The following is a 14,145-nucleotide window of genomic DNA, read 5'->3' on the forward strand; positions in this document are numbered from 1 at the left end:
CGTAGAGGATTCAAGATGGCTACTGGAAAGATTATCCAGGTAATCGGCGCCGTGGTGGACGTCGAGTTCCCTCAGGATGCCGTACCAAAAGTGTACGACGCCCTTGAGGTAGAAAACGGCACCGAAAAACTGGTGTTGGAAGTTCAGCAACAGCTGGGCGGTGGCGTGGTTCGCTGTATCGCAATGGGGACCTCCGACGGTCTGCGTCGCGGTCTGAAAGTGAACAACCTGGACCACCCGATTGAAGTGCCGGTGGGTAAAGCTACCCTGGGCCGTATCATGAACGTATTGGGTCAACCCATCGACATGAAAGGCGACATCGGCGAAGAAGAGCGTTGGGCGATTCACCGCGCGGCGCCAAGCTACGAAGAGCTGTCCAGCTCCCAGGAACTGCTGGAAACCGGTATCAAGGTAATGGACCTGATTTGTCCATTCGCCAAGGGCGGTAAAGTCGGTCTGTTCGGCGGTGCGGGCGTAGGTAAAACCGTAAACATGATGGAGCTGATCCGTAACATCGCGATCGAGCACTCCGGTTATTCCGTGTTTGCGGGCGTGGGCGAGCGTACTCGTGAGGGTAACGACTTCTACCACGAAATGACCGACTCCAACGTTCTGGACAAAGTATCCCTGGTTTACGGCCAGATGAACGAGCCACCAGGTAACCGTCTGCGCGTTGCGCTGACCGGTCTGACCATGGCGGAGAAATTCCGTGACGAAGGCCGTGACGTTCTGCTGTTCGTTGACAACATCTACCGTTATACCCTGGCCGGTACCGAAGTGTCCGCACTTCTGGGCCGTATGCCATCCGCGGTAGGTTATCAGCCAACGCTGGCGGAAGAGATGGGCGTTCTGCAAGAACGTATCACCTCGACCAAGACCGGTTCCATCACTTCCGTACAGGCCGTTTACGTTCCTGCGGATGACTTGACTGACCCGTCTCCAGCCACCACCTTTGCGCACTTGGACGCAACCGTGGTACTGAGCCGTAACATCGCTTCTCTGGGTATCTACCCGGCCGTTGACCCGCTGGATTCTACCAGCCGTCAGCTGGATCCGCTGGTTGTTGGCCAGGAGCACTACGACGTAGCGCGTGGCGTGCAGTCCATTCTGCAACGCTACCAGGAACTGAAAGATATCATCGCGATCCTGGGTATGGACGAGCTGTCTGAAGAAGACAAACTGGTCGTATCCCGTGCGCGTAAGATCCAACGCTTCCTGTCTCAGCCGTTCTTCGTGGCAGAAGTCTTCACCGGTTCTCCGGGCAAGTTCGTATCGCTGAAAGACACCATCCGTGGTTTCAAAGGCATTATGGACGGCGACTATGACCACCTGCCGGAGCAGGCGTTCTACATGGTTGGCACCATTGAAGAAGCAGTGGAAAAAGCCAAGAAACTGTAACGCCTTGAGAGGAGGGTGATATGGCTATGACTTACCATCTGGATGTAGTCAGCGCGGAAAAACAGATGTTTTCCGGCCTGGTGCAGAAGATCCAGGTGACAGGCAGCGAAGGTGAACTGGGGATCTTCCCTGGCCATGCGCCGCTGCTGACTGCCATCAAGCCTGGCATGGTGCGTATTGTTAAGCAGCACGGTGAAGAAGAGTTCATCTACCTGTCCGGCGGCATCCTCGAGGTGCAGCCGAGCGTGGTTACCGTGCTGGCGGACACTGCTATCCGTGGTACTGACCTCGACGAAGCGAGAGCGTTGGAAGCTAAGCGTAAAGCTGAAGAACACATTCGCAGCTCTCATGGCGATGTCGACTATGCTCAGGCATCCGCTGAACTGGCGAAAGCGATCGCAAAACTGCGCGTTATCGAGCTCACCAGAAAAGCGATGTAATGTTTGGGTGCAGAGCACCCAACTTTAAGAAAGCGGCCTATAGGGTCGCTTTTTTTTTACTTTAAAATAAGCATTTCAGCCCGGCGTACAGAGTGGTGTATAACCCCTGATATCGGGAAAGAAACGTCGCCGATCGCCGACAGTTTTTTCGTCCCAGCGTCGAATTGGCCGCGATAGCGGCAGGCCAAGGCCCACGCGGCCTGCGCCGGGTTCGTGCAGAGAAATATGTAGTAATATCGCCGCTAAACGGTTTTACTTTCGTCTATCAAAATGGAGTTATCAGGTTGCTTATGTCGAACAGCGCAATGAGCGTGGTTATCCTCGCCGCGGGCAAGGGAACACGCATGTATTCCGATCTTCCCAAGGTCTTACATCCGTTGGCCGGCAAGCCGATGGTGCAACACGTCATTGATGCCGCGATGAAACTGGGCGCGCAACATGTACACCTGGTATACGGCCACGGCGGCGATCTGCTGAAAAGCACGCTGACCGAGGGCGCGCTGAACTGGGTGCTGCAGGCCGAGCAATTGGGTACCGGCCATGCGATGCAGCAGGCGGCGCCGCATTTTGCCGACGATGAAGACGTATTGATGCTGTATGGCGACGTGCCGTTGATCTCCGTGGATACGCTGCAGCGCCTGTTGGCGGCCAAGCCGCAGGGCGGCATTGGCCTGCTGACGGTCAAGCTGGACGACCCGAGCGGCTATGGCCGCATCGTGCGCGAGCAGGGTGACGTGGTGGGCATCGTCGAACACAAGGACGCCAGCGAAGCGCAGCGTCAGATCAATGAGATCAATACCGGCATCCTGGTGGCGAATGGGCGCGATCTGAAGCGCTGGCTGGGGATGTTGAACAACGACAACGCACAGGGCGAGTTTTACATCACCGATATCATTGCGTTGGCGCATGCCGACGGCAAGAAAATCGAAGCCGTGCACCCGTCGCGTTTGAGCGAAGTAGAAGGCGTGAACAACCGTCTGCAGCTGGCGACCCTGGAGCGCGTGTTCCAGTCGGAACAGTCTGAAAAACTGCTGCTGGCCGGCGTAATGCTGTTGGATCCGGCGCGTTTCGACCTGCGCGGTGAACTTGTTCACGGCCGCGACATCACTATTGATGCGAATGTGATTATCGAAGGTCACGTCAAGCTGGGCGACCGGGTGAAAATCGGCGCCGGCTGCGTGCTGAAAAACTGCGTGATCGGTGATGACTGCGAGATCAGTCCTTACAGCGTACTGGAAGACAGCGTGCTGGAAGCCGACTGCACCGTGGGGCCGTTCGCCCGCCTGCGCCCTGGCGCGGAGCTGGCAACAGGGGCCCACGTCGGTAACTTCGTGGAAATGAAAAAGGCGCGTTTGGGCAAAGGCTCCAAGGCCGGTCACCTCAGCTACCTGGGCGATGCCGACATTGGCGATGACGTGAATATCGGCGCCGGCACCATCACCTGCAATTACGATGGCGCCAACAAGCACAAGACGCTGATCGGCGATGGCGTGTTCGTCGGTTCCGATACTCAGCTGGTGGCGCCGGTGTCGGTCGGCAAAGGCTCCACCATTGCCGCCGGCACCACGGTGACGCGAGATATCGCCGAAAACGAACTGGTCCTGAGCCGCGTCAAGCAGGTGCACATTCAGGGCTGGCAGCGCCCGGTGAAGAAGAAGCCATAGTGTGTTTTGCGTTGGGCTCTATTCACGAGCCCAATACAAAACATAATAACCCCACCATCTACAGGCTCGGGGACGCACGGTAAAACCGGCAAAAATCAGGTCAAGGCATCGAAAGCGTCCACGAAGGACGTTCATTAGGAATACAACTGATGTGTGGAATTGTAGGCGCAGTAGCGCAACGTGATATCGCAGAAATTCTGTTGGAAGGTTTACGCCGTCTCGAGTACCGCGGTTATGACTCCGCCGGTCTGGCGGTGGTCGACTCGCAGGGTAACGTCAGTCGCCTGCGCCGCGTAGGCAAGGTGCAAAAACTGGCCGAAGCGGCGGAGCAGACCGATCTGCACGGCGGCACCGGCATCGCTCACACCCGTTGGGCAACGCACGGTGAACCGACCGAGGCGAACGCGCACCCGCATGTTTCCGACTACATTACCGTGGTGCATAACGGCATCATCGAAAACCACGAGCCGCTGCGCGAACTGCTGATCGAACGCGGTTACCGCTTCAACTCTGAAACCGACACCGAAGTGATCGCGCACCTGGTGCACTGGGAACAGCTGCAGGGCGGTACGCTGCTCGAAGTGGTTCAGCGCGTGATCCCACAGTTGCGCGGCGCTTACGGCACCGTGGTGATGGACAGCCGCGATCCGAGCGTATTGGTCGCGGCGCGCTCCGGCAGCCCGCTGGTTATCGGCCGCGGCGTCGGGGAAAACTTCATCGCTTCCGATCAGCTGGCGTTGCTGCCGGTCACCCGCCGCTTCATCTTCCTGGAAGAAGGCGATGTGGTGGAGGTGACTCGCCGCACCGTCAACATCTTCGACAAACAGGGTAACGCCATCGAGCGCCCTGAGATCGAATCCCAGGTGCAGTATGACGCCGGCGACAAGGGCGCTTACCGCCACTACATGCAAAAAGAGATTTACGAACAGCCGCTGGCGCTGAAAAACACCCTGGAAGGGCGTTTCAGTCATGGCCAAATCAACCTGAGCGAGCTGGGCCCGCACGCCGACGAGCTGCTGGCCAAGGTGCAGCACGTGCAGATCATCGCCTGTGGGACTTCTTACCACTCCGGGATGGTGGCGCGTTACTGGTTCGAAGCGCTGGCCGGCGTGCCGTGCGATGTCGAGATCGCGTCCGAATTCCGTTACCGCAAATCGGCGGTGCGTCCGGGCAGCCTGATCATCACCCTGTCGCAGTCCGGCGAAACCGCCGACACGTTAGCGGCGCTGCGTCTGTCCAAAGAGCTGGGTTATCTCGGTTCGCTGGCCGTTTGTAACGTTGCGGGGTCTTCGCTGGTGCGCGAATCCGATCTGGCGTTGATGACCAAAGCGGGCACGGAAATCGGCGTTGCTTCGACCAAAGCCTTTACCACGCAGCTCACCGTCCTGTTGATGCTGGTGGCGCGCCTGGGCCGTCTGAAAGGCATGGCGGAAAGCGTGGAGCAGGAGATTGTGCACGGCCTGCAGGCGCTGCCGGCGCGTATTGAGCAGATGCTGTCGATGGATAAAGAAATCGAAGCGCTGGCGGAAGGTTTCTCGGACAAACATCATGCGCTGTTCCTCGGCCGCGGCGATCAGTACCCGATCGCCATGGAAGGGGCGCTGAAGCTGAAAGAGATCTCCTATATTCACGCTGAAGCCTATGCGGCGGGTGAGTTGAAACACGGCCCGCTGGCGCTGATCGACGCCGATATGCCGGTGATCGTGGTGGCGCCGAACAACGAACTGCTGGAAAAGCTGAAGTCCAACATTGAAGAAGTGCGCGCGCGCGGCGGTCAGCTGTACGTGTTCGCCGATCAGGACGCCGGCTTCGTCAGCAGCGAAGGCATGACCATCATTCCTCTGCCGCACGTTGAGGAAATCGTGGCGCCGATCTTCTACACCGTGCCGTTGCAGCTGCTGTCTTACCATGTGGCGCTGATCAAGGGCACCGACGTTGACCAGCCGCGCAACCTGGCGAAGTCTGTCACCGTAGAGTAATTTGCCGCAGGTAAACTGCAAAAGCCGGCCTTCGCGCCGGCTTTTTTCATGAGTGACCTTAAAGATGACAGCGCGACCGATTCGGCGATAAACATTGTCATATTCAAGCGGATAGGCCGTGCCCAAACGGTTTTTTGTTGTTTGGCAATTGCGCTATTTTTTATTTAACTTATTGATTTTTAATTAAACAAACCCCTCTCAAGCACGCTGTAATATAACTGTCATATTGCGTACATTTTTCTGTCACCAAACTGTCCTATTTTCCCTCCTGCAGCAATACTTACTCTGATTAAAACGACTCGAAGTCGATTTTAAGTATCCCATTAGGAGGGATTATGAAACTGATGCGTACCACCGTCGCCAGTATTGTGGCAGCGACCTTCTCCCTGACCACCGTGTCCGCGTTCGCTGCTGCCAGCCTGACCGGTGCAGGTGCGACATTCCCCGCTCCGGTTTACGCCAAGTGGGCAGATTCTTATCAGAAAGAAACCGGCAACAAAGTTAACTATCAGGGCATCGGCTCCTCTGGCGGCGTGAAGCAAATCGTGGCCAACACCGTTGACTTTGGCGCTTCCGACGCCCCGCTGTCTGACGACAAACTGGCGGCCGATGGCCTGTTCCAGTTCCCGACCGTGATCGGCGGCGTGGTGCTGGCTGTGAATATCCCGGGCATCAAATCCGGCGAACTGACGCTGGACGGTAAAACCCTGGGCGATATCTACCTGGGCAACGTCAAAAAGTGGAACGATCCGGCTATCACCAAGCTGAACCCAGGCGTGAAACTGCCTGACCAGAACATCGCCGTGGTGCGCCGCGCCGACGGTTCCGGCACCTCGTTCGTGTTTACCAGCTACCTGTCCAAGGTGAACGCGCAGTGGAAAGAGAAGATCGGCGCCGGTTCTACCGTTAACTGGCCGACCGGTCTGGGCGGCAAAGGCAACGACGGCATCGCCGCCTTCGTTCAGCGTCTGCCTGGCTCTATCGGCTACGTAGAATACGCTTACGCCAAGCAGAACAACCTGGCTTACACCAAGCTGGTGTCCGCCGACGGCAAACCGGTCAGCCCGACCGAAGAGAGCTTCAGCAACGCCGCCAAGGGTGCGGATTGGAGCAAAACCTTCGCTCAGGATCTGACTGACCAGAAAGGCGACAACGTGTGGCCAATCACCTCCACCACCTTCATCCTGGTGCATAAAGAGCAGAAAAACCCTGCTCAGGGCGCCGAAGTGCTGAAGTTCTTCGACTGGGCCTACAAAACCGGCGGCAAGCAGGCTAACGAACTGGATTACGCCACCCTGCCGAAAGAAGTGGTTGAGCAGGTGCGTGCGGCCTGGAAAACCAACGTAAAAGACAGTTCAGGTAAAGCGCTGTACTAACAACGCAGGGGCGCGGGTTCGCCGCGCCCCACACAGTTCTTCAGGCTCCGATCCCGGTTGGGGCTGCCAGGGTTCAAACAGAGAGTAATCTATGGCTGAGTACAAGCCGACCATCAAAGCACCGGGCAAAAACGGTGACATCATTTTCAGCGCGCTGGTGAGACTGGCTGCGCTGATTACCCTATTGTTGCTGGGCGGCATCATCGTTTCGCTGATCTTCGCCTCCTGGCCAAGCATGCAGAAATTCGGCTTCGCCTTCCTGTGGACCAAAGAGTGGGACGCGCCGGCGGAGCAGTTCGGCGCGCTGGTGCCTATCTACGGCACCGTGGTCACCTCGCTCATCGCGCTGATTATCGCCGTGCCGGTGAGTTTCGGCATCGCGCTGTTCCTGACCGAACTGGCGCCGAACTGGTTGAAGCGGCCGCTGGGCATCGCCATTGAGCTGCTGGCGGCCATCCCGAGCATCGTCTACGGCATGTGGGGCCTGTTCGTGTTCGCCCCGCTGTTCGCCGAATATTTCCAGACGCCGGTGGGCGAAGTGCTGTCGGGCATTCCTATCGTCGGCGAGCTGTTCTCCGGCCCGGCCTTCGGCATCGGCATTCTGGCCGCCGGGGTGATCCTGGCTATCATGATCATTCCTTACATCGCCGCAGTGATGCGCGACGTGTTCGAACAGACCCCGGTGATGATGAAAGAGTCGGCCTACGGCATCGGCTGCACCACCTGGGAAGTCATCTGGCGCATCGTGCTGCCGTTCACCAAAAACGGCGTCATTGGCGGCGTGATGCTGGGTCTGGGCCGAGCGCTGGGGGAGACCATGGCGGTAACCTTTATCATCGGCAACACCTACCAGCTCGACAGCGCTTCGCTGTACATGCCGGGCAACAGCATCACCTCGGCGCTGGCCAACGAATTCGCCGAAGCCGAATCCGGCGTGCACACCGCCGCACTGATGGAGCTGGGCCTGATTCTGTTTGTTATCACCTTTATCGTGCTGGCGCTGTCGAAACTGATGATCATGCGTCTGGCCAAGAATGAGGGGCGTTAACATGGCGACGATGGATATGCAAAACGCAGTCGTTCTGGCGGAAAGCCGCCGCAAAATGCAGGCCTGGCGCCGGCAGAAAAACCGCCTCGCGCTGTTCCTGTCGATGGCGACCATGGCGTTCGGGCTGTTCTGGCTGATCTGGATCCTTATCGCCACCGTGACCAAAGGCTTCGACGGCATGTCGCTGGCGCTGTTCACCGAGATGACCCCGCCGCCGAACACCGCGGGCGGCGGCTTGGCCAACGCCATCGCCGGCAGCGGCCTGTTGATCCTGTGGGCGACCATTTTCGGCACGCCGCTGGGCATCATGGCCGGTATTTACCTGGCGGAATACGGACGTAAATCCTGGTTGGCGGAAGTGATCCGCTTTATCAACGATATTCTGTTGTCCGCACCGTCGATCGTGGTGGGCCTGTTCGTTTACACCATTGTGGTGGCGAAGATGGAACACTTCTCCGGTTGGGCCGGCATCGTGGCGCTGGCGCTGCTGCAGGTGCCGATCGTCATTCGCACCACCGAGAACATGCTGAAGCTGGTGCCGGATACGCTGCGCGAGGCCGCTTATGCGCTGGGCACGCCGAAATGGCGCATGATTTCCGCCATCACGCTGAAGGCGTCGGTGTCCGGCATCATCACCGGCGTGCTGCTGGCGATTGCGCGTATTGCGGGGGAAACGGCGCCGCTGCTGTTCACCTCGCTGTCGAACCAGTTCTGGAGCACCGACCTGATGCAGCCGATCGCCAACCTGCCGGTGACCATCTTCAAATTCGCCATGAGCCCGTTCGCCGAATGGCAACAGCTGGCCTGGGCCGGGGTGCTGTTAATCACCCTGTGCGTACTGTTACTGAATATCCTGGCGCGCGTGATTTTCGCCAAGAAAAAGCATTCATAAAATTTTGAGCGCCGCTTTGGCGGCGCTGATGAAAAGAGAGAAGTCTTGATGAGTATGGTTACTGACGCTTCCAGCAGCAAAATTCAGGTACGCGATCTGAACTTCTACTACGGCAAATTCCATGCGCTGAAGAACATCACGCTGGATATCGCCAAGAACAAGGTCACCGCGTTTATCGGCCCATCCGGCTGTGGCAAGTCCACCCTGCTGCGCACCTTCAACAAGATGTACCAGCTGTACCCGGAACAGCGTGCGGAAGGCGGCATTCTGCTGGACGGCCAGAACATCCTGACCGACAACTCGGATATCGCGCTGCTGCGCGCCAAGGTCGGCATGGTGTTCCAAAAGCCGACGCCGTTCCCGATGTCGATTTACGACAACATCGCCTTCGGCGTTCGCCTGTTTGAAAAGCTGTCGCGCGCCGATATGGACGAGCGCGTGCAGTGGGCGCTGACCAAAGCGGCGCTGTGGAACGAAACTAAGGACAAGCTGCACCAGAGCGGCTACAGCCTCTCCGGCGGCCAGCAGCAGCGTCTGTGCATCGCCCGCGGCATCGCCATTCGTCCGGAAGTGTTGTTGCTGGATGAGCCTTGCTCAGCGCTGGATCCGATCTCCACCGGCAAGATTGAAGAGCTGATCAGCGAGCTGAAGGCTGATTACACCGTGGTGATCGTGACGCACAACATGCAGCAGGCGGCGCGCTGTTCCGACTCTACCGCATTTATGTATCTGGGCGAGCTGATCGAGTTCAGTGATACTGATAACCTGTTCACTGCGCCGCAGAAAAAGCAGACTGAAGACTACATCACTGGCCGTTATGGTTGATAGGAAGCATCATGGATAACCTGAATTTAAACAAACACATTTCCGGCCAGTTCAACGCAGAGCTCGAGCATATCCGCACCCAGGTGCTGACCATGGGCGGGCTGGTGGAGCAGCAGCTGACCGACGCCATCACCGCGATGCACAATCAGGATGGCGAGCTGGCCAAGCGCGTGATCGAAGGCGACGCCAAGGTCAACATGATGGAAGTGGCGATCGACGAAGCCTGCGTGCGCATTATCGCCAAGCGCCAGCCGACCGCCAGCGATCTGCGTCTGGTGATGGCGATCATCAAAACCATTTCTGAGCTGGAACGCATCGGCGACGTGGCGGACAAGATCTGCCGCACCGCGCTGGAGAAGTTCTCGCACCAGCACCAGCCGCTGCTGGTCAGCCTGGAGTCGCTGGGGCGCCACACCGTGCAGATGCTGCACGACGTGCTGGACGCGTTCGCGCGCATGGATCTGGACGAAGCGATCCGTATTTACCGTGAAGATAAAAAGGTCGACCAGGAATACGAAGGCATCGTACGTCAGCTGATGACCTACATGATGGAAGATTCGCGCACCATTCCGAGCGTGCTGACCGCGCTGTTCTGCGCCCGTTCTATCGAGCGTATCGGCGATCGCTGCCAGAACATCTGCGAATTTATCTTCTATTTCGTCAAAGGACAGGATTTCCGTCATTTGGGCGGCGACGCCCTGGAAAAGCTGCTGTCTCCGGGCGGTAAAGACGAAAAAGACGACTAACCCTTTCCGGGTAATATCCTTCCAAGGCGCGGTTTCCCGCGCCTTTATTCCATCTTAAGCTCGTAAAGATAAAAAGGTTATAAATATAGCTTTTTATATTATTTCCTGACCTATGTGGCGCTTGCTAGCTTATCCGCCAGCAGGACATCAACCACTTAGGAGCTTTCTATGAAACATCGCGCTTTGGCCTTAACGTTGTTAGCCAGTCTGACCGGTTTCGCCGCCGGCGCCGCGCACGCGGACAAACTTGACGATATCAAGCAAGCCGGCGTGGTGCGCATCGCGGTGTTCGACAGCAACCCGCCGTTCGGCTACATCGATCCGCAGAGCAAGAAGCTGGTGGGCTACGATGTGGATGTCGCCGACGCGATCGGCAAAGCGCTGGGGGTGAAAGTGGAGCTGCGCGCCACCAACCCGGCCAACCGCATTCCGCTGCTGGTGTCGAAGAAGGTTGACCTGATTGCCGCCAACTTCACCATTACCGACGAGCGCGCCAAGGAAGTGAACTTCAGCGTGCCGTACTTCGCCACTGGCCAGAAATTCATCGCCCGCAAAGGCGTGTTGAAAACGCCGGAAGACATCAAGAAGCTGCGCATCGGCGCGGATAAGGGCACGGTGCAGGAAATCACCCTGCGCGAGCGTTTCCCGACGGCGAAAGTGATCTCCTACGATGATACCCCGCTGGCGTTCGTGGCGCTGCGCAACGGCAACGTGCAGGCGATCACTCAGGACGACGCCAAGCTGGTCGGCCTGCTCGGCAACCTGCCGGCGGCGCAAAAGGCGGAGTTTGAAATTTCGCCGTTCAGCCTGACCAAAGAGTATCAGGGCGTCGGCATTCCCAAGGGTGAAGATCGCCTGACCGCCGCGGTGAACGAGACGCTGATCAAGCTGGAAAAAGACGGCGAAGCGGTTAAGATTTACGATCGCTGGTTCGGGCCGGAAACCAAATCCGCTCAACCGCGCGGCGATTTCAAAATCGCGCCTTTGGATCAGCAACCAAAAGCCTGACTTAACCGCTTGCGGTGAGATAGGCACGGAGGGGCGCAGCTTGCTGCGCCCCTGATGCATTCTGCAAGACAAGGATTGAACATGAACCTGGACTGGCTGCTGGCGCCGCAATACCTGAGCTGGCTGTGGCACGGTTTTCTGCTGACGCTGTGGCTTTCCGCCTGTGCGGGGCTGGCGGCTACGCTGCTGGGCTTTGTGCTGGCGGCGATGCGCGACAGCAGCCTGCGGCCGTTGCGCTGGCTGGCGATGGGGTACAGTTCGCTGTTTCGCAATACGCCGCTGCTGGTGCAGCTGTTCTTCTGGTACTTCGCCGCCGGGCAGATCCTGCCGTCCGCCGCCATGCAGTGGCTGAACAGCGCCCATCAGGTTGGCCCGCTTGAGTGGCCGTCGTTCGAGTTTCTCGCCGGTTTCTTCGGCCTGACGCTGTACTCCACCGCCTTTATCGCCGAAGAGATCCGCTCCGGTATTCGCGGCGTCGCCGGCGGGCAGAAATATGCCGCTCAGGCGCTGGGGCTGACCGGCTGGCAGGCGATGCGCTATGTGGTGCTGCCGCAGGCGCTGAAAATCGCGCTGCCGCCGCTGCTGGGCCAATACATGAACGTGATCAAGAACTCGTCGTTGACCATGGCGATCGGCGTGGCCGAACTCTCTTACGCCTCGCGTCAGGTCGAAACCGAAACCCTGCGCACTTTCCAGGCGTTCGGCGTGGCGACGGTACTGTATATCGCCATCATCGCGCTGCTGGAAGGCTGGGGCATGTGGCGACAACAGCGTAAACCGCTGGGAGGGCATTGAGATGGATTTCAGCGTGATTCACGACAACCTGGGCTACCTGCTGTGGGGCACCTGGCCGGATGGGCCGCTGGGCGGCGCGGCGCTGACGTTGGCGATAAGCCTGATGGCCGGGGTCGCCTCGGCGGTGTTCGGCACCCTGCTCGGCGTGGCGCTGGCGATGTCGCGCGGCATCGCCGCCGGGCTGCTGGCGGCGGTGTTGGGCTTTTTCCGCGCCATTCCGGTCATCATGCTGATCTTCTGGACCTATTTCCTGTTGCCGATGGTGTTTGGCGTCGAGATCCCGGAAATCACCACCGTCGTGTGCGCGCTGGCGCTGATCGCCTCGGCCTATCTGGCCCATGCGGTGAAAGCCGGCATCGCCGCGATCGGCCCCGGCCAGTGGCAGGCCGGGCTTTCTCTGGGGCTGACCCGCTGGCAGACGCTGCGCATGATCGTGCTGCCGCAGGCGCTGCGCATGATGGTGCCGTCGTTCATCAATCAGTGGATTTCTCTGATCAAAGACACCTCGTTGGCTTATATCGTCGGCGTTGGCGAACTGACCTTCCTGGCGACCCAGGTCAACAACCGCAGCATGGTCTACCCGATGGAAGTCTTCCTGTTCGTGGCGCTGGTCTATTTCGTGTTCTGCCTGGCGCTCGATCTGCTGGCCAACGCGGTCAACCGCCGTTTCGGCGCGCAAACCCGCGGCCTGAAGCGCTCCTGGCGCTGGTGGCGCAACAAGCCGCCGTTGCCGGCCAGTTAATCGGCCGTCAGCCGCCAGCCGCGTTCGCGCCACAGCGCGGGCAATTGAGCCAGGTCGTCAAACGTTGTCACCAGCGGGTGGTCGATCGGCGGGTTATGCGGATCGGCGCAGAAGTAAAAGACCGGGATGCCGGCATTGATGCCGGCCTGCGCGCCGGCGGGCGAATCGTCCACCAGGATGCAGCGCGTCACCGGCACCTGCATCTGTTCGGCGGCGTGAAACACGATCGCCGGATCCGGCTTCCAGCGCTGAATGTCATAGCCGCTGAACAACCGGTCATCAAAATAAGGCAGCATGCCGGTCAGGCCGAGCGAGTGCTGCATCTTGCTGACCGGCCCGTTGGAGACGGTGCAGACTGGCACCGTCACCTGCGCCAGCAGCTCGCGGGCGCCGGCAATCTGTTGCAGTTCGCTGTCGAACAGCCGCGCCACTTCTTGCCGATACAGCGGCTCCAGCGTCTCTTTTGCCAGGTCAGTGCCCTGCTCGGCGTTGACCCGATCGATGATCTCGTACAGCTTCACCCCTTTGTATTTCTTGAATACCTCTTCCAGCGACAGATGAATGCCGTAGCGGGCGAACATATGGACATAGGCTTTGCTGCACAGCACTTCGCTGTCCACCAGCGTGCCGTCGCAGTCGAACAAAATGCAGTCAATCTGATTCATGCGGGACAGGTTCCTTCGGGTTAACGCCGCTGAGGCCGCTCAGCGATCACTTGATCAGGCTACGCGCCTTGAGATCGTGCAAAATCAGCGCGGCGACGTGTGAACACTGTGGCAGATCGCGGCTGTCGCACCACTTCAGCTCGGCGATTTCGGCGGCCGGCTGCAACCGCCCGGTAAAGTCGGCCTGGTAGCAACGAATACGCACCTGGGTGCCGTCCTGCTTGCCGTCCGCCGGGCCGGTGAACTCGCCGTAAAACGCGATGGATTGCGGCTGCAGCGCAACGGTCAGCTCTTCGTCGATTTCGCGGCACAGCGCCTGTTCATCGGTTTCACCCGCTTCGCGCTTTCCGCCCGGTACATAAAACAGCGTCTTGTTGTGCGAGCGCACCAGCGCCACTTTGTCATCTTTCAGCGCGATCAACGCCAGTTTATCGATAAAGGTCGAAGACATGCGGGTTCCTGTTTTTTTAGCGGGTAGGGTAAGAGATGCGATAGGCCATTTTATCGGCCGTGCCGGCAAACGGCAACGCGGCGGGCTGTGATGGAGAATGAATGCCTGTAAATACA

Annotated in this window: 14 protein-coding genes; 12 read left to right on the forward strand and 2 right to left on the reverse strand. The window is 58.7% G+C overall.

All coding sequences use genetic code 11. The features are described from left to right. Positions 1-15 precede the first annotated feature (15 nt). From atpD to ACSBQV_RS19245, 12 genes are all read left to right on the forward strand, one after another. Positions 16-1,398, forward strand: coding sequence for a F0F1 ATP synthase subunit beta (gene atpD, locus ACSBQV_RS19190; RefSeq protein WP_004933813.1), 1,383 nt, complete (start codon positions 16-18; stop codon positions 1,396-1,398). 20 nt (positions 1,399-1,418) lie between these two features. Beyond that, a complete protein-coding gene (locus tag ACSBQV_RS19195; protein WP_004933814.1) occupies positions 1,419-1,838 on the forward strand; it encodes a F0F1 ATP synthase subunit epsilon in 420 nt (139 codons plus the stop codon). Between the two features lie 290 nt (positions 1,839-2,128). Then, on the forward strand, positions 2,129-3,502 hold the full coding sequence (gene glmU / locus ACSBQV_RS19200; RefSeq protein WP_033652327.1) for a bifunctional UDP-N-acetylglucosamine diphosphorylase/glucosamine-1-phosphate N-acetyltransferase GlmU: 1,374 nt from the start codon (positions 2,129-2,131) through the stop codon (positions 3,500-3,502). Between the two features lie 149 nt (positions 3,503-3,651). After that, a complete protein-coding gene (glmS, locus tag ACSBQV_RS19205) occupies positions 3,652-5,481 on the forward strand; it encodes a glutamine--fructose-6-phosphate transaminase (isomerizing) (protein ID WP_033652326.1) in 1,830 nt (609 codons plus the stop codon). A 335-nt stretch (positions 5,482-5,816) separates the two neighbouring features. Then, complete coding sequence (gene pstS, locus ACSBQV_RS19210; RefSeq protein WP_046898750.1) at positions 5,817-6,857, forward strand: phosphate ABC transporter substrate-binding protein PstS; 1,041 nt, start codon at positions 5,817-5,819, stop codon at positions 6,855-6,857. A gap of 91 nt (positions 6,858-6,948) precedes the next feature. Next, complete coding sequence (gene pstC / locus ACSBQV_RS19215; protein ID WP_004933822.1) at positions 6,949-7,905, forward strand: phosphate ABC transporter permease PstC; 957 nt, start codon at positions 6,949-6,951, stop codon at positions 7,903-7,905. 1 nt (position 7,906) lies between these two features. Beyond that, entirely contained in the window at positions 7,907-8,797 is an 891-nt protein-coding gene (gene pstA, locus ACSBQV_RS19220; RefSeq protein ID WP_019455481.1) for a phosphate ABC transporter permease PstA, read from the forward strand. A gap of 54 nt (positions 8,798-8,851) precedes the next feature. After that, positions 8,852-9,622: a phosphate ABC transporter ATP-binding protein PstB gene (gene pstB / locus ACSBQV_RS19225; RefSeq protein ID WP_016929614.1), complete on the forward strand. Its 771-nt coding sequence runs from the start codon at positions 8,852-8,854 to the stop codon at positions 9,620-9,622. 11 nt (positions 9,623-9,633) lie between these two features. Next, complete coding sequence (gene phoU, locus ACSBQV_RS19230; protein ID WP_004933833.1) at positions 9,634-10,368, forward strand: phosphate signaling complex protein PhoU; 735 nt, start codon at positions 9,634-9,636, stop codon at positions 10,366-10,368. A gap of 168 nt (positions 10,369-10,536) precedes the next feature. After that, positions 10,537-11,376 carry an ABC transporter substrate-binding protein gene (locus tag ACSBQV_RS19235; RefSeq protein WP_025304747.1) on the forward strand — a complete coding sequence of 280 codons (840 nt, stop codon included), beginning with the start codon at positions 10,537-10,539 and terminating at the stop codon, positions 11,374-11,376. An 81-nt stretch (positions 11,377-11,457) separates the two neighbouring features. Further along, on the forward strand, positions 11,458-12,171 hold the full coding sequence (locus ACSBQV_RS19240) for an amino acid ABC transporter permease (protein WP_033645154.1): 714 nt from the start codon (positions 11,458-11,460) through the stop codon (positions 12,169-12,171). A 1-nt stretch (position 12,172) separates the two neighbouring features. Beyond that, positions 12,173-12,913, forward strand: coding sequence for an amino acid ABC transporter permease (locus tag ACSBQV_RS19245; RefSeq protein WP_099785169.1), 741 nt, complete (start codon positions 12,173-12,175; stop codon positions 12,911-12,913). On the opposite strand, the gene yieH is transcribed toward ACSBQV_RS19245, so the two are convergent. Both yieH and ACSBQV_RS19255 read right to left on the reverse strand, forming a co-directional pair. Beyond that, positions 12,910-13,578, reverse strand: a complete 669-nt coding sequence (gene yieH, locus ACSBQV_RS19250) for a 6-phosphogluconate phosphatase (RefSeq protein ID WP_004933845.1) — start codon at positions 13,576-13,578, stop codon at positions 12,910-12,912. The genes ACSBQV_RS19245 and yieH overlap by 4 nt on opposite strands. Positions 13,579-13,624: 46 nt before the next feature. Beyond that, on the reverse strand, positions 13,625-14,029 hold the full coding sequence (locus tag ACSBQV_RS19255; RefSeq protein WP_099785166.1) for an NUDIX hydrolase: 405 nt from the start codon (positions 14,027-14,029) through the stop codon (positions 13,625-13,627). Between the last annotated feature and the right edge of the window lie 116 nt (positions 14,030-14,145).

This window comes from Serratia sp. B501, assembly GCF_051172315.1.
GTDB classification, from domain to species: domain Bacteria; phylum Pseudomonadota; class Gammaproteobacteria; order Enterobacterales; family Enterobacteriaceae; genus Serratia; species Serratia ureilytica.